The 20,557-nt window shown below is 69.6% G+C and carries 19 protein-coding genes; 8 read left to right on the top strand and 11 right to left on the bottom strand.

The features are described from left to right. Positions 1-133: 133 nt before the first annotated feature. Positions 134-964: an NAD(P)H-binding protein gene (locus tag ABGB01_RS09600; RefSeq protein WP_347772432.1), complete on the top strand. Its 831-nt coding sequence runs from the start codon at positions 134-136 to the stop codon at positions 962-964. Between the two features lie 9 nt (positions 965-973). Further along, entirely contained in the window at positions 974-1,438 is a 465-nt protein-coding gene (locus ABGB01_RS09595; protein WP_347772430.1) for a MarR family transcriptional regulator, read from the top strand. A gap of 6 nt (positions 1,439-1,444) precedes the next feature. Here the strand turns inward: ABGB01_RS09595 and ABGB01_RS09590 are convergent, their stop codons facing one another. The 3 genes from ABGB01_RS09590 to ABGB01_RS09580 are packed head-to-tail and all read right to left on the bottom strand — an operon-like array spanning position 1,445 to position 4,005. Beyond that, positions 1,445-1,639 (bottom strand): ferredoxin, encoded by a 195-nt coding sequence (locus ABGB01_RS09590; protein WP_347772918.1) that lies wholly within the window; start codon positions 1,637-1,639, stop codon positions 1,445-1,447. Positions 1,640-1,644: 5 nt separating this feature from the next. Next, positions 1,645-2,838 (bottom strand): cytochrome P450, encoded by a 1,194-nt coding sequence (locus ABGB01_RS09585; protein WP_347772428.1) that lies wholly within the window; start codon positions 2,836-2,838, stop codon positions 1,645-1,647. A 24-nt stretch (positions 2,839-2,862) separates the two neighbouring features. Beyond that, on the bottom strand, positions 2,863-4,005 hold the full coding sequence (locus tag ABGB01_RS09580; RefSeq protein WP_347772426.1) for a cytochrome P450: 1,143 nt from the start codon (positions 4,003-4,005) through the stop codon (positions 2,863-2,865). A gap of 170 nt (positions 4,006-4,175) precedes the next feature. On the opposite strand from ABGB01_RS09580, the gene ABGB01_RS09575 reads away from it, so the two are divergent. After that, positions 4,176-5,357: a nucleotide disphospho-sugar-binding domain-containing protein gene (locus ABGB01_RS09575; protein ID WP_347772424.1), complete on the top strand. Its 1,182-nt coding sequence runs from the start codon at positions 4,176-4,178 to the stop codon at positions 5,355-5,357. A 41-nt stretch (positions 5,358-5,398) separates the two neighbouring features. Then, on the top strand, positions 5,399-6,424 hold the full coding sequence (locus ABGB01_RS09570; RefSeq protein WP_347772422.1) for a methyltransferase: 1,026 nt from the start codon (positions 5,399-5,401) through the stop codon (positions 6,422-6,424). A 59-nt stretch (positions 6,425-6,483) separates the two neighbouring features. Here ABGB01_RS09570 and ABGB01_RS09565 read toward each other — a convergent pair whose 3' ends face one another. The 6 genes from ABGB01_RS09565 to ABGB01_RS09540 all read right to left on the bottom strand — a co-directional run bounded on the left by ABGB01_RS09565 (position 6,484) and on the right by ABGB01_RS09540 (position 14,382). Next, positions 6,484-7,176, bottom strand: coding sequence for an SDR family NAD(P)-dependent oxidoreductase (locus ABGB01_RS09565; protein ID WP_347772420.1), 693 nt, complete (start codon positions 7,174-7,176; stop codon positions 6,484-6,486). Beyond that, positions 7,173-8,657: a peptide MFS transporter gene (locus ABGB01_RS09560; protein WP_347772418.1), complete on the bottom strand. Its 1,485-nt coding sequence runs from the start codon at positions 8,655-8,657 to the stop codon at positions 7,173-7,175. Before ABGB01_RS09560 ends, ABGB01_RS09565 begins: the two co-directional genes overlap by 4 nt. Positions 8,658-8,733: 76 nt before the next feature. Further along, positions 8,734-10,752, bottom strand: coding sequence for a KedN5 family methylcobalamin-dependent radical SAM C-methyltransferase (locus tag ABGB01_RS09555; protein ID WP_347772416.1), 2,019 nt, complete (start codon positions 10,750-10,752; stop codon positions 8,734-8,736). A gap of 42 nt (positions 10,753-10,794) precedes the next feature. Further along, positions 10,795-12,216 carry an acetyl-CoA carboxylase biotin carboxylase subunit gene (locus ABGB01_RS09550; protein ID WP_347772414.1) on the bottom strand — a complete coding sequence of 474 codons (1,422 nt, stop codon included), beginning with the start codon at positions 12,214-12,216 and terminating at the stop codon, positions 10,795-10,797. A gap of 13 nt (positions 12,217-12,229) precedes the next feature. Beyond that, on the bottom strand, positions 12,230-12,712 hold the full coding sequence (accB, locus tag ABGB01_RS09545; protein ID WP_347772412.1) for an acetyl-CoA carboxylase biotin carboxyl carrier protein: 483 nt from the start codon (positions 12,710-12,712) through the stop codon (positions 12,230-12,232). After that, positions 12,709-14,382 (bottom strand): acetyl-CoA carboxylase carboxyltransferase subunit alpha, encoded by a 1,674-nt coding sequence (locus ABGB01_RS09540; RefSeq protein ID WP_347772410.1) that lies wholly within the window; start codon positions 14,380-14,382, stop codon positions 12,709-12,711. The genes accB and ABGB01_RS09540 overlap by 4 nt, the downstream gene beginning before the upstream one ends. A gap of 224 nt (positions 14,383-14,606) precedes the next feature. Here ABGB01_RS09540 and ABGB01_RS09535 point away from each other — a divergent pair, with 224 nt between their 5' ends. After that, positions 14,607-15,959, top strand: a complete 1,353-nt coding sequence (locus ABGB01_RS09535) for a nucleotide sugar dehydrogenase (protein ID WP_347772408.1) — start codon at positions 14,607-14,609, stop codon at positions 15,957-15,959. 4 nt (positions 15,960-15,963) lie between these two features. Next, a complete protein-coding gene (locus tag ABGB01_RS09530; protein ID WP_347772406.1) occupies positions 15,964-16,944 on the top strand; it encodes an SDR family NAD(P)-dependent oxidoreductase in 981 nt (326 codons plus the stop codon). Here the strand turns inward: ABGB01_RS09530 and ABGB01_RS09525 are convergent, their stop codons facing one another. Next, entirely contained in the window at positions 16,945-18,075 is a 1,131-nt protein-coding gene (locus ABGB01_RS09525) for a DegT/DnrJ/EryC1/StrS family aminotransferase (protein WP_347772404.1), read from the bottom strand. Continuing rightward, complete coding sequence (locus tag ABGB01_RS09520; protein WP_347772402.1) at positions 18,072-18,701, bottom strand: dTDP-4-dehydrorhamnose 3,5-epimerase family protein; 630 nt, start codon at positions 18,699-18,701, stop codon at positions 18,072-18,074. Before ABGB01_RS09520 ends, ABGB01_RS09525 begins: the two co-directional genes overlap by 4 nt. Before the next feature lie 238 nt (positions 18,702-18,939). Here ABGB01_RS09520 and ABGB01_RS09515 point away from each other — a divergent pair, with 238 nt between their 5' ends. Together ABGB01_RS09515 and ABGB01_RS09510 are read left to right on the top strand one after the other, a co-directional pair. After that, positions 18,940-19,554: a class I SAM-dependent methyltransferase gene (locus ABGB01_RS09515; RefSeq protein ID WP_347772400.1), complete on the top strand. Its 615-nt coding sequence runs from the start codon at positions 18,940-18,942 to the stop codon at positions 19,552-19,554. 23 nt (positions 19,555-19,577) lie between these two features. Next, entirely contained in the window at positions 19,578-20,546 is a 969-nt protein-coding gene (locus ABGB01_RS09510) for an amidohydrolase family protein (RefSeq protein ID WP_347772398.1), read from the top strand. Positions 20,547-20,557 lie beyond the last annotated feature (11 nt).

Here is a 20,557-nt window from a genome sequence, read left to right as displayed (position 1 = left end):
TTTTGATTGTCAAGGCAATCCGGCGTCACAGCGCAGGCTTTCCAGCAGTACCCGCACCGATCCCCACCCGGGGGGACATTGCTGTGCCTGTTGCTGACTCGCCGCACGACTCTCAGTCAACAAGGAGACAACCATGATCCTCGTCACTGGAGCCACCGGCAGTGTCGGCCGCCACGTCGTCGACGGACTTCTCGAGGAGGGCCAGTTCGTCCGCGCGATCACCAGGAACCCCGACGGCGCCAAGCTGCCCCCATCGGTCGAAGTCGTCGCCGGCGACCTCGAGACCCCCGAGGCGCTCCCGCTCGACGGCGTCAGGACGGTCTACCTGGTCGCCATGGGCGACCGCCCGCACAGGACGGCGCAGGTGCTGGCGGACGCCGGCGTCACCACGGTCGTCCTGCTCTCGACCAGCGAAGTGCTGGACGACACCGACGAGCAGCCCGGCGCCATAGCGGCCCGGCACGCCGCGTTCGAGGACGCGCTCGAGCGGTCCGGGATGTTCTGGACGTTCCTGCGGCCGAACGAGTTCGCGGGCAACGCCCTGCAGTGGGCCTCCCAGATCCAGGAAGGCGACGTGGTCCGCGCGCCGTACGGTGACGCCTGGTCGGCGCCGATCCACGAGCGCGACGTCGCCGCCGTGGCGGTGCGCGCCCTGGTCGACGACCACCTCCACGGCGCCAGACTGGTGCTCACCGGCCCCGAGGCGATGACCCATCGCGACCAGGTCGGCCACATCTCGGCGGTGCTCGGGCGGCCGCTGGCGTTCGAGGAGATCCCCGCCGCCGCCGTACGCGAGAAGATGGTGGCCTACGCGCCGCCGGAGATCGTGGACGCCCTGCTCGGCCGGCTCGCCGAGACCGTGGGCAAGCCGCCGACCGTGACCACCACCGTCCAGAACGTCACCGGCCGGCGGCCGCTCACCTTCCGCGAATGGGTTGCTGAGCATGAGCCCGAGTTCCGCTAAGCTCTGTCCATGCGCCAGCACCTCATCGACGAGCTCATGCTGGCTCTGACGGACCTGCAGAACGCCTCCGAGATGGCCGACGCGGCCGTCTCGGAGCGGCTCGGCCTCAACCGCACCGACTCCCGGTGCGTGGCCTATCTGATCACGCGAGGCCCGATGGCCTCCGGCGAGCTGGCGGAGCTGGCGGGCCTCACCCCCGGCGCCCTGACGGTCGCCGTCGACCGGCTGGAGAAGGCCGGTTTCGCCGAGCGCGTCCGCGACCAGGCCGACCGGCGGCGGGTGCTCATCCGTCCCACGGAAAAGGCCCGCGCGCTGGCCCGCGACTCATGGGGGCAGGCGGTCAAGGAGGCCGAGGCCCAGTTCGCCGCCTACACCGACGAGCAGCTCGTCCTGCTCACCGAGTTCCTCAAGGGCCAGGTGGCGCAGCAACGGCGCAACGCCGAGCGCGTGCGCGACTCCTCCACCTGGTCGTGACGGACCTCAGCCCCGCACCTCGATCGTGCCCGTGGGGCAGCGCCGGGCGGCCACCCGCACCCGCTCGTGCAGCGCGGCCGGCGGCTCGGGAAGGAGCACCATGACGACGCACTCCTCCTCGTCCAGCCCGAACACCCCGGGCACGGTCAGCGCGCACAGCCCGCTGCTGCAGCATTTCTCCGGATCAACGGTGACGTGCATGTCGCTCACCAGGTGATCGGAATCTCGACCAGGCTCTCGATGAGGGTCCCCTCCGTGCGACGCAGTTCCTCAGGCGGGATCGCGAGGCGCAGGGTCGGAAACCTGCGCAGCAGTGTTCCCAACGCGGTCTCCAGCTCCACCCGGGCCAGCGCGGCGCCTACGCAGAAGTGCGGTCCGACGCTGAAGGTGAGATGGGGGTTGTCCGCGCGGGTGATGTCGAGGTCGTCGGGCCGGTGGAACACCTTCTCGTCCCAGTTCGCCGACTCCACCGCCGGAATGACGCCGGACCCCTTGGGGATCGTCACGCCGCCGACCTCGATGTCCTCGGTCACGTAGCGCAGCATGGACAACGAGCCGCTCATGAGCTTCCAGCGCAACAGCTCCTCCACCGCGCCCGGCAGCAGCGACTCGTCGGCGCGCAGCGCCTGCACCTGGCCGGGCTCGGCGAGCAGCTTGGCCACGGTCAGTCCGAGCTGGCTGGCGGTGGTCTCGTACCCGACGAGCAGGAGCAACCGGCACCACCAGTGCAGCTCGTACTCGCTCAGCCGGGTGTCGTCCTCGTCGTGAACCTGGATCAACGCGCTGACGAGGTCGTCGGCCGGGCGTTCGCGCTTCTCCTCGATCAACGCGCCCATGTACGCGTTCAGCTCGCCCAGCGCCCCGTGGATCTCCTCCCTGGTGTACTTGCCGGTGGACAGGAAGTGGTCCGTCCACCGGCGGAAGCGGCCCTGCTCCTCCGGTGGGACGCCCAGCAGGTCGCAGATGACGCGGATGCTCAGCGGGAACGCCAGTTCCTCCGACACGTTCACGGGCGGGGACTTGGCCGCCATCGCCTCGAGCAGCTCGTCCGTGATCTCCTGGACCCGCGGCCGGAGCCGCTCCACCCGCGTCGCCGTGAACGCCTTCATCACCAGCCGCCGCACACGGGTGTGTTCCGGTGGATCGGGATCCATCTTCGAGTCCTGGAACATCATGTTGTTCTTGGACACCCTCGGGGCGTCCGGCCGGTTCAGGTTACGGCTGACCCTCGGGTCCGTCAGCACGCTCCTCACGTCGTCGTACCGCGTGACCAGGTAAGCTTCGTCGCCGCTGGGGAGGATCACCCGCTGTACGGGCGCCTCCCGGATCGTGCCCAGCTCCTTGGGGACGGCGAGCGGTCCAGGGCGGCTGAACGGGTACGGGATGGGATTGGCGCTCACGGCTGCCTGCCTCTCTTGAATCGTTCACCACGCGACGGGGACCTCGCGCAGGCCCAGGTCCAGCGGGCTGTCATGGTGGCGCAGCACGCTCGGCGGCACGGCCAGGCGCAGGGTCGGCACCTTGCGGATCAGGGCTTCCAGCGCCACCTGCAGCTCCAGCCGGGCCAGCGCCGCCCCCATGCAGAAGTGGGGCCCGGCACTGAAGACGAGGTGCTGGTTGTTCTTCCTGGTGATGTCCAGCCGCATCGGGTCCGGGAAGACCGACTCGTCGAAGTTGGCGGACTCCAGGATCGGGATCAGTCCGGAGCCCCGGGGGATCGTCACGCCGCCGACCTCGATGTCGTCGGTCACGTAGCGGAGCATCGACAGCGAGTGGCCGGCGATCTGACAGCGCAGCAGCTCCTCGACCGCGTCGGGAATCAGCCCTGGGTCCTCACGCAACCGTTCCAGCTGGTCCGGGTGGGTGAGCAGCAGGACGGTGCCGCTGCCGAGCTGCGTCGCCGTCGTCTCGAACCCCGCCAGCAGCAGGATCACGCACCAGACGTGCAGTTCGTGGGCGCTCAGCCTGCCGTCGTCCTCGTCGTGCACCCCGATCAGAGCGCTGATCAGGTCGTCGCCGGGATCGCGGCGCTTGCCCTCGATCAGTTCGCCCATGTACTGCCAGGCCTCTCCCAGCGAACCGCGGAAACGTGCCTGGTCCTCCGGCGGGACGCCGAGCAGGCCGCAGATGACCTGCAGGGTGAGCGGCACGGCGAACGCCTCGTGCAGGTCGACCGGCGGGCTCTGCTTGAGCAGGTCCGTGACCAGTTCCTCGGCGACCTGCCGCACATGCGGGCGCAGGGCCTCCACACGGGTGGCGGTGAACGCCTTGGCCATCAGCCGCCGCATGCGGGTGTGCTCGGGCGGATCGCGATCGATCCGCGGGTTCTGGAACACCTTCGTCTTCTGCTCGGTCATGCGCGGAGCCCCCGGACGGTCCCGGTTACGGCTCACGCGGGGGTCGGAGAGCACCCGGCGGATGTCCTCGTACCGCGTGACCAGGAACGCCTCGTCACCGCTCGGCAGGGTCACCCGGACGACCGGCTCCTCGCGCAGCGTGGCCAGCTCCACGGGCGGCTCGGCGGCGCGCGGCCAGGCGAACGGAAACCTCAGCGGCAAGGGCTGCATGGATCGTCTCCCCCATCAACAACGGATCACCGTGATCCCCATCGTGGTGGGAGCCGCTTGAGGGCGGGCCGAGAAGCGCTGGAGGTGCCGGCCGCCGCCTCCAGCCATTTTCTAACAGGCCCTGAGATGGTGAGCGCGATCACGCAGTCGTCGTCGAGGGAAGGTGGCCCATGCGTGTCTTGTTCGTCACCACGAATTGGGGTTCGCACTACTACCATCTCGTCCCGCTCGTCTGGGCGATGCGCGCCACCGGCCACGAGGTGTACGTGAGCTGCGAGCCGTCCTTCGCCGAGACGATCGTGCGTTCAGGGGCGACCGCCGTTCCGACCAGCCGGGACGTCGACCAGGACGAGCTGATGAAGCGGGTGCTGGCCGATCCGCCCGACTGGCCGGACATCGCCCCTGAGGGCGTGTCCCAGGAGGAGTGGGACGGCAGCTGGCGCGCCGTCTCCCAGCGGGCTTTCCCGATGTTCGCCGCGCTCGCCGGGGAACTCGCCGACGACGTGCTGCGGCAGACCCGGGCGTTGCGGCCCGACCTGATCGTGTACGAGCCGACCAGCTTCGTCGCGCCCCTGGTCGGCGCGGCCATGGGGATTCCCGCGGTCCGCCATGTGCTGGGTGTGGACGTCATCTACATGGCGCGTAACATCGTGCCGCCCGTGCTGCGTCCGCTCGCGGACCGGCTCGGCGTCGGCGACGTGGACATCCTCGGCCTGGCCACGATCGACAACTGCCCACCGGCCATGCAGCTGCCGTCGCAGGTGAACCGGATCAGAACACGTTTCGTACCGTACAACGGCTCGGGGGCGATGCCGGACTGGCTGCTCGAGCCGTCGCCCCGGCGCCGGGTGGGGGTCAGCTGGGGCCTGTGCGCCTCGGACCGCGGTCGCGGGTTCCTGGTGCCCGAGCTGGTCAAGGCACTGTCCGAGTTCGACGTCGAGGTTGTCGTGACCCTGTCCGCCGCCGACCGCAAGAACCTGCCGGAGGGCGAACTGCCGGGCAACGCGCGGGTGGTGGAGTCGCTGCCGCTGCACCTGCTGATGCCGTCGTGCGACGCGATGCTGCACCAGAGCGGCATCAGCACGATGCTGACGGCGCTGAGCTACGGCGTGCCGCAACTCGTGCTGCCACAGATGCCCGACGAACTCATGGAGTCGCGACCGCTCATCGCCGCCGGGGCCGGCATCGCGGTGGCCCCGGAGGCCGGGCTCGACACGATCGCCGAGCGCGCCGCCGAGCTGGTCACCGTGCCCTCCTACCGCGAGGCCGCAGGCAGGCTGCGCGAGGAGATCAGGCGGCAGCCCTCGCCCACCGAGACCGTCAAGGAGCTCGAAGCCTTCGTCCGGGACTGAACGTCCCGAAGCCCGTCACGCCGATAGGAAGGTGCCAGCCCGTGATCGAATCAACCCAGCAGCCCGTCTCTCCCGCGGAGGCGGTCTTCCGACTGTCCAACGGCATGTCCGTCGCAGCCATCGTGCTGGCCGCGGCCCGCCTCCGGATCGCGGACGCGGTCGGCGACGGGCCCCGGTCCGTGAGCGACATCGCGGCAAGACTCGGCGCCGACGAGGACGCCCTGACCCGGATGTTGCGCGCGCTGGCCGCATTCGGCATCTTCCGTCAGGTGGACCCCACCACGTACGTGCACACCGAGATGTCGCTCGCCATGCGTACGGACCACCCGGAGCGGCTGCACGACAGGCTGATGACCGGCGGCGACTGGGGCTGGACGATGTGGGGCAGGCTCCCTGAGGCGATCCGGACCGGGGAGTGCGCCTTCGACAAGGAGTACGGCACCGACTTCTTCGCCTATCTCGATGCCGACCCGGACGCCCAGGACATGATCTACAACGGGGTGACCGCCTGGTCCGACCAGATGCTGCCGAGCATCGTGGACGCCCTCGACCTCACAGGGGTGCGCACGTTCGCCGACATGGGGGGCGGGAAGGGCGCCCTGCTCCGGCTCTTGCTCCAGCGCCACCCGCACGTCGAAGGGCTGCTGTACGAGGACGAGCGCACGTTGCGCGTGGTCATGGACGACCTCAGGACCGGTGAGCTGGCCAGTCGCTGCCGGCTGGCCTCCGGGGACTTCTTCGAGAAGGTGGAACACGCGGCCGACCTTTATCTGTTCAAGCTGACCCTGCACATGTACGACGACGAGAAGGTCGCCAGGGCGCTGCGCAACTGCGCGGCGGCCGCGGCGCCGGGTGCACGGGTCGTCATCGCCGACCCGCTGCTGACCGATCCCCCGCAGCATCCGTTCGCGCCGAGCATGGACCTGCACATGCTGCTGGTCATGGGCGGGCGTGAACGCACGGAGAGCGGCTACAGGGCCGTGTTCGAGCGGGCCGGGTTGCGCTTCCGCGGTGTGACGCCCACCGACAGCGTGCTGTTCCTCGCGGAGGGCGAAGTGGTGGGCTGAGTCCGCAGGTCACAGGGCGGGCGGCACACGCGGCCGCCCGCCCTTTCATGTTCCCGATGTCACCAGGGGATCTGCCGCCGGCTCCGGAGGAACACGCCCGTGAGCCCGTCATCGGGGAGGGTCGCCGCCCAGACGACGTCCGTGGCGGCCTCCTGCGGCGTCTGCTCCGCGTCCGGGTACATCCGGGTGCGCACCCTACCGGGGTTGACGGCGTTCACCAGGACGCCGCGGTCCCGGGCCTCCGCGGCGAGCAGCACCGTGACGGCGTTGAGCGCGACCTTCGACACCGCGTAGGCGGGGGCGCCCGCGAACAGGCCGTTGCTGAACGCGCCCGCGCCGCTCGACACCATGACGATCCGGCCCCAGCCCTGCGCCAGCATGCCGGGCAGGAACGCCTGGCTCATCCGCCAGGCGCCCAGAGTGTTGACCTGGAGGTGCCGCTCCACCAGCTCGAGCGGCACCGACGCCGGCGACGTGCCGCCGTCGAGCAGCACGCCGGCGTTGTTGACCAGGATGTCCACCGCCTTGACCTGCTCGAAGCAGCGGCGCACGCTCGCGCCGTCGGTGACGTCGAGCTCCACCGCCAGTGCGTCGCCGCCGCACGCGGCCGCGACGCGCTGGACGCCGCGCTCGTCCCGTCCGGCCACGATCACCTGGTGCCCGAGCCCGGCGAGCGCCTCGCAGACCGCCCTTCCGAGGCCGCGACCGGCCCCCGTCACCAGTGCGGTCCTGCGGGTTGCCGGCGTGCTCACGCCGATCCGGCCTTGTCGGCGACCGGTTGCCTCGCCTCGCCCTCCGCGGTGAAGCGCAGACGGCGTCCGAAGCCGGCCACCAGGAAACCGACGCAGATCGCGAGCGCGCCGACGCCCAGGTAGTAGTACTGGTCGGGTACCACCTCGGCGATGTGGACGATCTGGCTGCTCAGCCCCGCGCCCAGGGCGCTGAAGAGCCAGACGAGACCGATCGTGCGCCCGATGAACGTCGAGGAGGTGACCTCGGCGGCGGCGGCGATCCCCACCGGGCCGATGATGACCTCACCGCAGGCCATCAAGAAGAACACCGACAACAGCCAGAGGGGCGACACGGTGTTCCCGCCTTCGGCGGACGCGGCGGCGCCGCACATGATGACGAAGCCGGTGCCCGCCAGGATCAGGGCCGCGCCGAACTTCATGGCGGAGCTGATCTTGGCGTCGAAACGCACCCACAACCAGGCGAACATCGGCGCGGAGACCAGGATGAAGAACGGGATCGCGGACTGGAACCAGCTTCCCGGGAGAACGAAGCCGAACAGCTCGCGCTCGGTGGAGTGCTTGGCGAAGAGGTTGAGCATCGATCCCGCCTGTCCCGCCAGCATCCAGAACAGCGAGAACGACAGCAGCAACCAGAAGAACGCGCGAAGACGCTGCCGGCCGCCGCCGTCCAGCTCGGGGTTGCGCGAGAGAAGCCGGAAGTAGAGGAACGGCACGGTCAGCGCGACCAGGCCGAACAGGCCGATGAGGTGCATGGGGGCAAAGGTGCCGGCGACCACGTCCGCCGTGATCAGGGCGGCGAGCACGACGACGGCCGTGACCGCCCGGCGCAACATCTTCGCGCGTTCCTCCTCGCCGGCCGGATGCGGCGCGTGCTGCCCGACCTCGCCGAAGTGGCGCGAGCCCATCGCGAACTGCGCCACACCGAACGTCATCCCGACGCCCGCGGCGGCGAAACCCCAGTGCCAGCCGAGTGTCTCCCCGAGGAAGCCGACCACCAGGGGCGCGATCAGCGCGCTGATCTGGATGCTGACGTAGAGGATGGAGAAGGAGGCCTCGCGCCTCGCCCTCTCGCCGGTCCCGAAGAACCCGCTGATCAGCGCGAACATGTTGGGCTTGAGCAGGCCGGTGCCCAGCGCGATCAGGACCAGGCCCGCGTAGGAGCCGACGTCTCCTGGGACGGCCATGCTGTAGTGACCGAGAGCGATGAGAACGCCGCCCCACAACACCGCCCGCCAGGCGCCGAAGACCCGGTCGCCGAGCCATCCGCCAGGCAGGGACAGCACGAAGACCAGGCCGATGTAGGCGCCGAACAACGCCGAGGCCTCGCCCATGGACAGTCCGAGCCCGCCCTCGTCCCTGCCGGAGGCGGCGTACAACGTGAGGATGGCCATCATCCCGTAGAAGCTGAAACGCTCCCAGATGTCGGTGAGGAAGATGGTGGTGAACCATCGCGGGTAGCCGAAAGCTGATCTTCCACTCATGTCGCGCTCCAGGCGGCATCCGAGGAGCATGCTCCTCATGGTCTTGAAGCGGGTCTGACGACCCCTGTTCAGCGGCTCACGAGCAGCCGCCGTGCTCCCGCAGGATGGGCAGGAGCCGGTTCGGCTCGGTGGGGAGGAGGTCCGGTCCGGCGTCCTCGGCGGCCACGGCCGCGATCTTGACAGCCGTCACCTGGTCCAGGGTCATGCCCATGAAGTAGACGATCTCCTCGTGGTTCGTCGTCTCAGCGAAGCTCTCGAACCCCGTCTTGTAGTAGAGATCCACCCGCGTCGGAAGCGGTGACAGATCCGGGTCACGGCCCGCGCGCAACTCGGCGACGATCTCCGGCACCGGGAAGCCCAGTTCGACGCCCCTGCGCAGGTGGTATCGCTCGCCCTCCACCTCGACCAGGGGCGGCAGGGGAGCCGTACGGCGCTCGCCCTCCTTGTGGTAGACCGGCAGGGTGAGCAGGTCGTACCTGAAGATCTCGTCGAGCAGGGCGGCGCTGCCGTCGGGCAGCATCGGGCTCATCGACTCGGCCCACCACCGACCCAGCAGGTCGCGGGCGTCCTCGCTGCCGTAGAGGTAGCCGAGGGCGGGACCATACGCCTGCTGGTCGGCGGCGGCCAGCGCCTGCGCCGTCAACAGCGGCGCCGCCCGCGGGTCGTCGCTCTTCTCCACCCACGACTCGAAGTCGCGCAGGATCTGGGACTGGGTCAGGCCGGCCAGCCTCAGCGCCGGAACCCAGATGTTGCGCAGCACCATGTACTCCGCCATGATCCGCGCCCAGTACAGGAAGCGCTGCATGCGCTCGTTCTCTTCGAACGTCATCGTGTTGTGGCTGAGAACGTACTCGAAGTCGTCCGTGTCACCGCGGACGGAGACGATGCCGTATTGCGCCTTCTTCTCCGAGTACTCGGTGTTGGGCAACATCAGGAGCGGATAGACGGCGATGCGCGAGACCTTGCGGGCCAGCCGGTCGTAACCCTCGAAGAAGGACTCGATCGTCTCGCCCGGTGCTCCCCACAGCAGCTCGGCGTAGCATTCGAGGCCCTCTTCGCTCAACCAGGCGACGAGGTCCTCCCACGCGTTGACCTTCATGTTCTTCCGGTTCATCTCGCGCAGAGCGGTGTCATTCAGCGTCTGCAGGGCCAGGGTGAAGGAGCTGCGCAGCCCGGCCTGCTTCATCTTCCGCACGATGGAGTAGAAGACTCTGGACTTGTTCTTCGCCCACGAGCTCTCCAGGGCCTTCGGATAGCCGTACCGCTCGCGGATCTCGATCAGGTCGTCGACGAACTCCTCGTCGATGGGCAGCAGCCCGAAGTTGGCGTCGCACAACGCGATCGTGTGCACGTTGAGCTTGGCGAGGAGCTCCAGTTCCTCCCGCAACCGCTCCCTGGAGAACGCCCGCACGCGTTGCCCGGTCGCGCCGCCCCAGTAACAGAACGAGCACTTGTACGGGCAGCCGCGGTTGGTCTCCATCAGTGCCACGTCGTAGCGGAACCTGCCATCGTCGCCGGTCAGTTCGATGGCCCCGGTGAGGATCGGCGAAGGGATGATGTCGAGGTCGCTGATCCGTTCCCGTTCCGCCGTCGTCACCGTGGCACCGGACACGTCGCGAAAGGAAACCCCGGAGATCTCGTGGAGGTCGTGCCGGGAGCGGCCGTCCAGGCAGGCGCCGAGCAGGTCGCGGAAGACGAGCTCGCCCTCGCCGTTGACGATGACGTCGACGTCCGGGAACATGCCGAAGACGCGGTCGGCCTGGTTGGCCACGTGCGTCCCGCCGAAGATGATCCAGCCGTCGGGGTTCAGCTGTTTGAAGGTCTCCGCGAGCGTGCCGAAGGCCCGGTAGTTCCAGCCCAGGACCGAGCAGGCGAGAATATCCGGCATCTCTCCCCTGAACAGGTCGGCGGCCATGACGGGCAGCGTCACCGCACCTCGGTAGTTGCAGATTCTGATATCTGCCCCAGCCGCTATCCGGGGCTCGGACAACGCCGTGGACTTGAGATATCCAGCGGCCAGCGGCATGGACTCGTACGGCATGTCCCAGACGCCTTGCTGAAGAATGTTGACGACGATCCGGCCATCGGCTTGCATGTAGATCTCCCATCGCGATCTACTAAATTCCGAACAGTCCCGTCAATAAACGACGGACCGCTCGCGAATAACTGGAGCCGGGTTGGCGCGACGGTCGAATGCGACGTCGCCCGGCTGGATCACTCTCATTTCGTCTATCAGCGCCGTGGTGTGCTTGGCCGCCCGGTACACCGGATGGCCGAGCACCTCACGGAGGAAATCGCGGGTCGTGCACATTCCCGGGCCCTCGACGTGGAACTCCTCCAGCGCGCGCTCCGCCCGGGCGATGGCCTGGCGCCGGTCGGGAGCCCAGACGGCGACCTTGGCGAGCAGCGGGTCGTAGTCCGGCGTCACCCGCATGCCAGGCTCCCCGTGGGTGTCCACCCGGACGAACGGCCCCGCCGGGGGCACGAACCGCCGCACGGTTCCCGGCGTGGGCAGGAAGCCCCGACGCGGGTCCTCCGCGTTGACCCGGCACTCGATGGCCACCCCCCGGGGCACGATGTCCTCCTGCCGATGGGCCAGCCCGTATCCGGCGGCCACCTGCAACTGCTCGCGCACGAGGTCGATGCCGGTCACCATCTCCGTCACCGGGTGCTCCACCTGGATGCGGCAGTTGACCTCCATCGCGTGGAACCCGTCCTCGTCGTCGACGAGGAACTCGTACGTCCCCGCGCCGGCGTACCCCACGGCCTGGGCGGCCCGTACGGTGGCGGCGCAGATGCGGTCGGCCAGCTCGCGCGACAACCCGGGCGCCGGGGTCTCTTCGACCAGCTTCTGGCGCCGGCGCTGCACGGAGCAGTCGCGCTCGCCGAGGTGGATCACGTTGCCGTGGCCGTCGCCGAGGATCTGCACCTCGATGTGCCGGGCGTTGTCCAGGTATTTCTCCAGGTACACCCGGGAGTCGCCGAACGCCGTCTGGGCACCGGCCCTGGCCTGGGCGTACTCGCGGGCCATGTCGCGGGGATCCCGTACGACGCGCATGCCCCGGCCCCCGCCGCCGGCGACGGCCTTGAGGATCACGGGATAGCCGATCTCGGCGGCCAGCGAGCGTGCCTGCGCCAGCGTCGCCAGCGGCTTGGAGCTGCCCGGCAGCACCGGCAGCCCGGCCGCCCTGGCGATGTTGCGCGCCTCCGCCTTGTCGCCGAGCCTGGCCAGCACGGAAGGGGCTGGGCCGATGAAGGTCAGCCCCGCGTCCTGGCAGATCTCGGCGAAGTCCGGGTCCTCCGACAGGAAGCCGTAGCCGGGATGCACCGCGTCGGCCCCTGCCTGCAGGGCCGCCGTGACGAGCGCGGCCGGGTTGAGGTAGCTGCGCCGCGCCTCCGACGGCCCGATGCAGACCGTCTCGTCGGCGAAGCGGGCCACCATGGAGTCCCGGTCGCTGTCGGAGCACACGGCGACGGTGCGGATGCCGAGCTCACGGCAGGTACGGGCGATGCGCAGCGCGATCTCGCCGCGGTTGGCGATGAGAACCGTCGAGAACATGCGTTCCTCTCGTTCAGTGGCCGCTGTCCGGGTCGTGGGGTTCGAGCACGAACAGGGACTCGCCGTACTCCACCGGGTCGCCGTTCTTCACGAGCACCTCGACCACACGACCTGGCCTGTCGGCGTGGACGGCGTTCATCAGCTTCATCGCCTCGATGATCGCCACCTGCTGTCCGGCCTCGACCGTGTCTCCGACCTCGACGAACGCGCTGCTCTCCGGGGAGATCGCGCGGTAGAACGTGCCGACCAGGGGCGCCTCGATCACGATGGCGTCGGGCGAGTCGCGCGATTCGGCCGCCACGGTCCCCGCCGCCGCGCCGTCGGCCTGTGGTGCGCCGGGGTCGCCGGCCTGGACCGCGACCGTGCCGGGCCATTCAAGCTCGACGCTCATGTCGCCCGCCTGCACGCGTACACGTTTCAGCGGGCCGGGGGCCGTGTTGAGGATTTCGCCGGCGTGCCTGCACAGCTCGCCGATGCTGGTGTGCTCGTCGGTCATGTGTTCCTCGCGTCCTCGATGCCGTAGCGGCGGAAGCGGCGCCTGCGGCGTTCCACCAGTTCGCGGGGGGTCAACCGGGTCAGCTCGGACAACATCGCGCCCAGGGCGGCGCGCAGGGTCTCGGCCGCGGCCACCGGGTCCTCGTGCGCCCCGCCCGCGGGCTCAGGCAGGACCGCGTCGACGATGCCCTGCCGGAGCAGGTCGCGGGCGTCGAGCCGCAGTGCCGCCGCGGCGCGGGGTGCCTCGCCCCTGTCCTTCCACAGGATCGCCGCGCAGCCCTCAGGGCTGATGACCGAGTACACCGCGTTGGAGAAGGCGAGCACCCGGTCCGCGACCGCCAGCGCCAGCGCGCCGCCGCTGCCGCCCTCGCCCGTGATCACGGACACGACGGGCACCTTGAGCCCCGACATCAGCCGCAGGTTCTCCGCGATCGCCCAGGCCTGACCGCGCTCCTCCGCCTCGACGCCGGGATGCGCCCCTGGCGTGTCCACGAGCGTGACGACCGGCAGGCCCAGCTTCTCCGCCAGCCGCATCAGCCGGGCCGCCTTGCGGTAGCCCTCGGGCAGGGCCATGCCGAAGTTGCGGCTGACCCGCTGGGTGGTGTCGTGGCCCTTCTGGTGTCCGACCAGGACGATCGGCCGGCCGTCGAGGCGGCCGAGGCCGCCTACGATCGCGGGACAGTCGCCGGAGAGCCGGTCGCCCTTCAACTCCTGGAAGTCGTCGAGCAGCTGGTAGACGTAGTCGAGCGTGGTGGGGCGGCCCTCGTGCCTGGCCAGGCGCACCACGTGCCAGGGCTCGCGCTCCGGCAACTCGCCGGGGTCACGGACCAGCCGCGCGGTCCTGGGCCCGCGGGCGTGCGGCGCGTCCTGGCGCACCATGCCGAGCAGCGCCCCGAGCACGGGCCGAAGGGCCGACCGCGGCACGACGGCGTCGAGGAAGCCCCGCGCCTGCATGAACTCGGCGCTCTGGAAGCCCTCCGGCAACTCCTGCTGGATCGTCTGCTGGATCACCCGGGGCCCGGCGAAGCCGATGCGCGCCCCCGACTCGGCCAGAATGACGTCGGTCAAGGTCGCGAAGGACGCCGCCACGCCGCCGTAGGTCGGGTTGGTGACGAGCGAGACGGTCAAGATCCCCGCTTCGTCCAGCTCGGCCAGTGCCTGTGCCGTCTTCGCCATCTGCATCAGGGCGTAGGCGCCCTCCTGCATACGAGCGCCGCCGGAGGCGGTGACCAGGAGCAGCGGCGTGCGCGTGCGCAGCGCCGTCTCGCAGGCCCGGACGATGCGCTCACCGACGCCCGCGCCGAGACTGCCGCCGAGAAACCGGAAGTCCATGACAGCGGCGATCACCGGGTGGTTCATCACCGAGGCGGTGACGCAGGTGACCGCCTCACCCGCGCCGGTACGCTCGCGGGCCTGCCTGAGCCGGTCGGGATAGGGCAGGGAATCGGTGAACCCGATCGGGTCCTCGACGGTCGCGGGGGACTCGAAGGGCACGATCGAACGGTCGTCCAGCAGGTGCGCCATCCGTTCCGACGCGTGCAGCCGGGAATGCGCCCCGCAGCCCGGGCAGACGCCCAGATCGCGCTGGTGTCGCTTGACATAGACGAGTTCGCGGCACTCGGGACAACTGATCCACTGTGCCGCCTCGGAGGTCTCCGTATGCACTCCCACGCCCAGCAGCTTGATCCGGGCCTCTCAACGACCACTGGTCAACGGCTGTAGGGGCCGCGCCCGGCGGCGGCCGTCGCTCCACGAGTCCTCGAGCGACCGTGGAGCGCGACCTTCGACACTCCGCCCTGTGTCCGTCGGAACTTCGGTGGGATCGCACGTCATGCGTCCGCACGACGACGTGCCGCGGCGACGGGCCCCGTACATCGAACCGCAGGGAGTTCCCTATGCGTTTTCTTCCCGACTCGCGCGAGCCGACGGTGGCGATCGTGGGTTTCGGCTACGTCGGCTGCTGCCTCGGCGTGACACTGGCCGGACAGGGCCTGCACGTGACGGGCATCGACCGCGATGCGCGGCTGATCGCCCAGCTGGAGGAGGGGCGGTGCCACATCTCCGAGCCCGGGCTGGCCGAGGCGCTCACGGGGCTGCGGGGCACCTCGCGGCTCACCTTCAGCACCGGCTACGACGCGATCGAGAGCGCCGACGTCATCGTCATCGCGGTCGGCACCCCGATCGGCGAGGACCGCTCACTCGTCACGCGGCAGCTGGAGGAGGTCTGCGCCGAGCTGGCGCCCCGGCTGCGCCGCGGCCACCTGGTGGTGCTGAAGAGCACCGTCGCTCCTGGCACCACCCGTGGTCTCGTCCGGCCGCTGCTGGAGGCCGGCGGGCTGGTCCAGGGCGACGATTTCGGCCTGGTCTTCTGCCCGGAACGGCTGTCGGAGGGCAACGCCCTGTCCGAGTTGCGGGCGCTGCCCATCATCGTGGGCGGCTGCGACCCGGAGAGCACGCACTCGGCGACCGAGTTCTGGAAGCGGGCACTTGACGTACCGGCGTGGGAGTACACCTCCCCGGAGGTGGCCGAGATCGTCAAGCTGGCCGACAACTGGTGGATCGACCACAACATCGCCCTGGCCAATGATCTGGCCCGGCTCTGCGACGCCTTCCAGGTCGACGTCCTGGAGGTGATCGGGGGCGCCAACTCGCTGCCCAAAGGCGGCGGTCACGTCAACATCCTGCTGCCCAGCGTCGGGGTGGGCGGCTACTGCCTGACCAAGGATCCGTGGATCACCTGGAACGCGGCCCGCCAGCACGGGGTACGCCTCAGAACCGTCGAGACGGTGCGCGCGGTCAACGACGCGATGCCCGGCTACACCCACGAGACGATCCGCGCCGAGCTGGCGCGGGCCGGACGGCACCCGGACGGCGCGAAGGTCGCGGTGCTCGGCGCCGCGTTCAAGAACAACACCGGCGATCTGCGCAGCACGCCGGTCAAACCGGTCGTCGACGGCCTGCTCGCCGCCGGCGTCACGGTGTCGCTCCACGACCCGCTCGCCGATGCGGCGGAGCTCCGCGCGCTGACGGGCGTCGAGCCGTCAGCGTCCCTGGAGGAGGCCGTGACCGGCGCCCACTGCCTGGCCGTGCTCGCCGGCCACGAGCCATTCCAGCAGCTCGACTTCGCCGCGTTGCGCGAACGGGTCTCGATGCCATGCCTGATCTTCGACGGGCGGGCCTACTACCCCCAGGAAACCATCGAGCACGTGCGGCGGCTCGGCTTCGGCTACCGCGGAATCGGACGGTGAGGGCATGTCCAGGATCGTGGTCACCGGAGGATGCGGGTTCATCGGCAGCCATCTCGTCGAACGGCTGGCCGCAGAGGGGCACGAGGTGATCGCCTACGACACGTCGCCGCCGCCGCCCGACACCCCGCTGCACAATCTCAACAGCGTCCGCTACGTCAAGGACGACATCACCCACGAGTCGTCGCTGGCGAACGTGATCAGCTCCGACGTCGACCTGGTGTACCACCTGTCGGCCGTCGTCGGGGTGGACCGCTACCTCCGGCAGCCGCTCGACGTCATCGACGTCAACGTGCTCGGCACCCGCAACGTCCTGCGCAGAGCGCTGGAGGCCGGCGTCAGGGTGGTGGTGGCCAGCACCAGCGAGATCTACGGCAAGAACCCCCAGGTGCCATGGTCCGAGGAGTCCGACCGCGTGCTGGGCGTCACGTCGGCCGATCGGTGGACCTACTCCACGAGCAAGGCGCTGGCCGAGCACATGACGTTCGCCCTCGTCCGCGAGCAGGGTCTCCGCGCCACGGTGGTGCGTTACTTCAACGTGTACGGCCCGCGCCAGAGGCCGGCGTACGTGGTGAGCCGGAGCATCCAGCACGTCCTCACCGGCCGGGCGCCGGAGATGTACGACGGCGGCGGCCAGACCCGCTGCTTCACCTACGTCGACGACGCGATCGAGGGCACCGTCCGGGCCGCGTCGAGCCCGGACGCGGTGGGCGAGTGCCTCAACATCGGCTCCCACCAGGAGACCACCATTCGCGAGGTGATCGAGCTGGTCGGGGAGGCGGCGGGGTTCACCGGCCGCAACGACCACCTGGACACAGGGGCCGCTTTCGGGGCCGCCTACCAGGACATCGAGCGCCGGGTCCCCGACACGGCCAAGGCGCGCGCGATGCTCGGCTGGCAGTGCGCCGTCCCGCTGCGGGAGGGCATCTCCAGGACGATCGAGTGGGCCCGGCAGAATCCCTGGTGGCTGCACGGGCCCACCGGCTGATCACCATCCGGCCTTGATCGCGTCCACGATGTGCCGGCGGTCCTCGTCGGACACCCATCTCCCGACCGGCAGGCACACCAGCTGCTCGACGGCCCGGTCGAGCCCGGGCAGCAGGGACGCGTACCGGCGCAGCGCCGTGTGACGGTCGTTGCGCTCGTGCACCTGGCTCACCATGACGCCGGCCTCGGTCATGTGCTTGATGAACGCGTCCTTGCCCTGCACCAGCAGCGGGTAGACCCAGAAGGAGGACTGCCTGTCGGCCGCTCGCTCGGTGACACGCACCCCGTCGGCCGTGGCCAGCTCGCGGTCGTAGAAGGCGGCGTTGTCGCGGTAGCGGCGGATCACCTCGTCGGTCTCCGCCAGGTTCGCCAGACCGATGGCCGCGTTGATGTCGTTCATGTGGAACTTGTAGCCCCACTCCGGGATGTCGGCGCGGACCAGGCCGCGTCCGGGCGCCGAACGGTCGATGCCGAACCACCTGAGCCGCCTGGCCCGCTCGGCGAGCTGCACGCTGGGCAGCACCATCAGCCCTCCGTCGCCGGTGGTGAAGTGCTTGACCGACTGGAAGCTGTAGACCGCGACGTTGCCGTGGTTGCCCAGCGGCGTGCCGCGGTAGGTGGCGCCCCACGCGTGCGCGCAGTCCTCGATCACCGGCGGGCGGAAACCGTACGCGGCCTCCGCCTCGTCCAGGATGCCGCTGAGGCGGGCGAGGTCGACCGGGTAGCCGGCGAAGTGCACGATGACGATCGCCCGGGTGGCCGGGGTGATCTTCCTGGCCAGGTCGTCGAGGTCCACGTTGAGCGTCATGGGGTCCACGTCCACCCACTTGGGACGCAGGCCGTTGGCGAGGATCGCCCAGTTGGCCGCGACCATGGTCAGCGGCGTGGTGAGGACCTCACCTCCGTCCGTGCCCGTGCCGGTTCCCGAAGGGTCGGTCACCAGTCGCAGGGCGAGGTGGAGGCCCGAGGTGCCGCTGTTGACCGTGGCGACGTACGGGTTGCCGATGCGCTCGCGCAGCGCCTGCTCGAACTCGTCGACCACCGGCCCCTGGCCGATCATCCCGCCGGCGAGCACACGGGACACGGCGGCGCCCGCCTCCTGCGACATCTCCACCCTCATCAAGGGGATCACGCGGGCCTCCCCGCGAGCGCGTCGGCTTGCCTGCACAGCTCCTCATGGCGTGCTCGGCAGTCGGCGTAGCGAGGCAGCACACCGCGTTCCATCGCCTCACGCAGGCTGGGAGCGCCGCGGTCCTTGGCGGACAGGAGCCGCCCGCACTCCGGCGGCCATGGCAGCGCAAGCTCGGGGTCGAGCGGGTCGACCAGGATCTCCTTGTGGGGAGCGTACGTGCTGGAAACCAGGTAGACCACGGTGGCCTCGTCAGTCAGCGGCGCGAAGGCATGAGCGTGCCCCTCCGCGAGGTACAACCCGTGCCTGTTGCCGTCGCCCAGCCGGACCGCCTCCCACTCGCCGAACGTGGGCGAGCCGACCCGGATGTCGACGACGATGTCCAGGATCTCGCCATGAGGGCAGGTGATGTAGCGCGACTGCCCGGGCGGCAGCGAGAAGGCGTGAATGCCCCTGATCGTGCCGCGCCGCGATCGCGAGCAGTTCACCTGCGCCACCCTCAGCGGGTGGCCGACGGCCTCGCGAAAGGCCGGCTCGCTGAAAACCTCCAGAAACTCACCCCTGGCGTCCGGGAAAATCTCCGGCTTGATCAGGAAAGCACCGTCGATTCCGAGTGGGTCGATTTGCATTTCGCGCCTTTCTCACCTGATCGCCATCCGACAACAGTGAATATGCCAGCGTCGATGAGCGCGGGCAATCCCCGTACGTGGCTCTGCCGATAGTCGAGCGCGGCACCAGCGAGAAGAGATTCCATTTCTAGCGGAAGTCACCAGGATAACGCCGTGCACCGTTCCCAGAAACGGCGCCGGACAGCGGAGTCAGCCGTCCGGCATTCCGAAAATGCGATCGCGGTAAAAGGGACGTCTCATGCCTAAGTCATGGTCGTACAGCTTCCAGTACAAGACCGGGATGGCCCGCTGGGCCGGGCGCCTGGGACTCGAACTGCGGGACCTGGTGACGTCGGGCCGGATATCCCCTGAGACGCATCCACGGGTCGTGGACCTCGGCTGCGGGCGCGGCGAGGCCGCCGTCTTCCTCGCCAAGCACGGTTTCCAGGTCGTGGGAGTGGACTTCTCCTCCGTCGCGCTGAGCGAGGCCAGGGCGGCCGCGGCCAGGGAGGGAGTCGCGGACCGCTGCCGGTTCGTCAAGGGCGATCTGACCGCAGCGCACATCCCCGGCGTGGAGGGGCCCTTCGACCTCGTGATCGACCTGGGAACGCTCGACGACCTGCAGGGACGGGCCCGGGAGGCGATGGCCGCCACGGTCAAGCGGCTGTCGGGCCCCGGCAGCCTGTACTTCCTGTGGTGCGTGCACCACGACGGCGATCTGCCGTTCACCCTCAAGGGCATCCTGCTGCGGCTCAACCCGAAGCTGGTGCCGGGCGAGGAGGACGATCTCTTCGGCGACGTCTTCAAGATCGAGCGGCTGCCCTCGCCTCCGCCGTCCTCGTACTTCGCCGGCTTCCTCATGACCCGTCAGTGAACGCACACAGAAAGGCAGGCAGCGTGACCGGCCCATGGCGTATCGACACCCACAATCACGCCGTACCACCGAAGATGCAGCGGTGGGCTGTGCAGGCCGGCATCCTGCCGCCCGACCAGTCGAAGTGGCCGACCTGGGCGCGCTGGAGCCAGGCCGCCACCGAGCAGGTCATGGAGGAGAACGACATCGCAGCCGCGGTGACCTCCTCGCCCGCGCCGTTCGAGGTCTTCAAGGACGCCGCCCAGGTCGCGACCGGCGCCAGGGTCATCAACGAGTCGCTGGCCGACCTCGTCAGGGAGCAGCCGCAGCGGTTCGGCTTCTTCGCCTATCTGCCGCTGACCGACGTCGAGGCCGCACTGGCCGAGGCCGACTACGCCCTCGGCACCCTCGGAGCCGAGGGCGTGCTCCTGTTGACGCACGTGAACGGCACCTATCTCGGCGACCCGTCGTTCGAGCCGCTCTTCGCCGAACTCGACCGGCGGCGCGCGGTGCTCTTCGTGCACCCGCAGTTCCTGCCAGGCGGCACGCCGCCAGGAATCCCCGACTTCATGGGGGACTTCCTGCTCGACACGACCAGGGCGGCACTGAGCCTGATGATCGGGGGCACCCTGGAGCGGCACAGGAACCTGTCGGTCATCCTGTCGCACGGAGGCGGCTTCCTGCCGTACATGGCAGCGCGGATCGACTCCCGCTCGCATGACGAGGAAGGCGTGGACCCGGCGACCCTGCGCTCCTACGTACGGCGCTTCTACTACGACACCGCCATGCCCACCTCTCCGTACGCGACGCCGACACTGCTCGCGGCCGCCGACCACTCGCGCATCCTCTACGGGACCGACTACAGCATGCGGACGGCCGAAGCCACCCGATACGTGACGGACGGGCTGGCCGGCGACCCGCTGATCGGGCCGGAGTTGCACCGCGCGATCGAGCGCGACAACGCGCTGCGCCTGCTCCCGTCGCTGGCCGAGCGGATGAGCGTCACCGTCTGACCACGGTCCGC

Source organism: Nonomuraea sp. B5E05 (assembly GCF_039880665.1).
In the GTDB taxonomy this organism is placed as follows: Bacteria; Actinomycetota; Actinomycetes; order Streptosporangiales; family Streptosporangiaceae; genus Nonomuraea.
This window is presented reverse-complemented; position numbering and strand designations above follow the sequence as displayed.

Coding starts and splice junctions, on each gene's coding strand:
- ABGB01_RS09600 (WP_347772432.1), top strand. CDS start 134: ATGATCCTCGTCACTGGAGCCACCGGCAGTGTCGGCCGCCACGTCGTC.
- ABGB01_RS09595 (WP_347772430.1), top strand. CDS start 974: ATGCGCCAGCACCTCATCGACGAGCTCATGCTGGCTCTGACGGACCTG.
- ABGB01_RS09590 (WP_347772918.1), bottom strand. CDS start 1,639: ATGCACGTCACCGTTGATCCGGAGAAATGCTGCAGCAGCGGGCTGTGC.
- ABGB01_RS09580 (WP_347772426.1), bottom strand. CDS start 4,005: ATGCAGCCCTTGCCGCTGAGGTTTCCGTTCGCCTGGCCGCGCGCCGCC.
- ABGB01_RS09575 (WP_347772424.1), top strand. CDS start 4,176: ATGCGTGTCTTGTTCGTCACCACGAATTGGGGTTCGCACTACTACCAT.
- ABGB01_RS09560 (WP_347772418.1), bottom strand. CDS start 8,657: ATGAGTGGAAGATCAGCTTTCGGCTACCCGCGATGGTTCACCACCATC.
- ABGB01_RS09555 (WP_347772416.1), bottom strand. CDS start 10,752: ATGCAAGCCGATGGCCGGATCGTCGTCAACATTCTTCAGCAAGGCGTC.
- ABGB01_RS09550 (WP_347772414.1), bottom strand. CDS start 12,216: ATGTTCTCGACGGTTCTCATCGCCAACCGCGGCGAGATCGCGCTGCGC.
- accB (WP_347772412.1), bottom strand. CDS start 12,712: ATGACCGACGAGCACACCAGCATCGGCGAGCTGTGCAGGCACGCCGGC.
- ABGB01_RS09535 (WP_347772408.1), top strand. CDS start 14,607: ATGCGTTTTCTTCCCGACTCGCGCGAGCCGACGGTGGCGATCGTGGGT.
- ABGB01_RS09530 (WP_347772406.1), top strand. CDS start 15,964: ATGTCCAGGATCGTGGTCACCGGAGGATGCGGGTTCATCGGCAGCCAT.
- ABGB01_RS09520 (WP_347772402.1), bottom strand. CDS start 18,701: ATGCAAATCGACCCACTCGGAATCGACGGTGCTTTCCTGATCAAGCCG.
- ABGB01_RS09515 (WP_347772400.1), top strand. CDS start 18,940: ATGCCTAAGTCATGGTCGTACAGCTTCCAGTACAAGACCGGGATGGCC.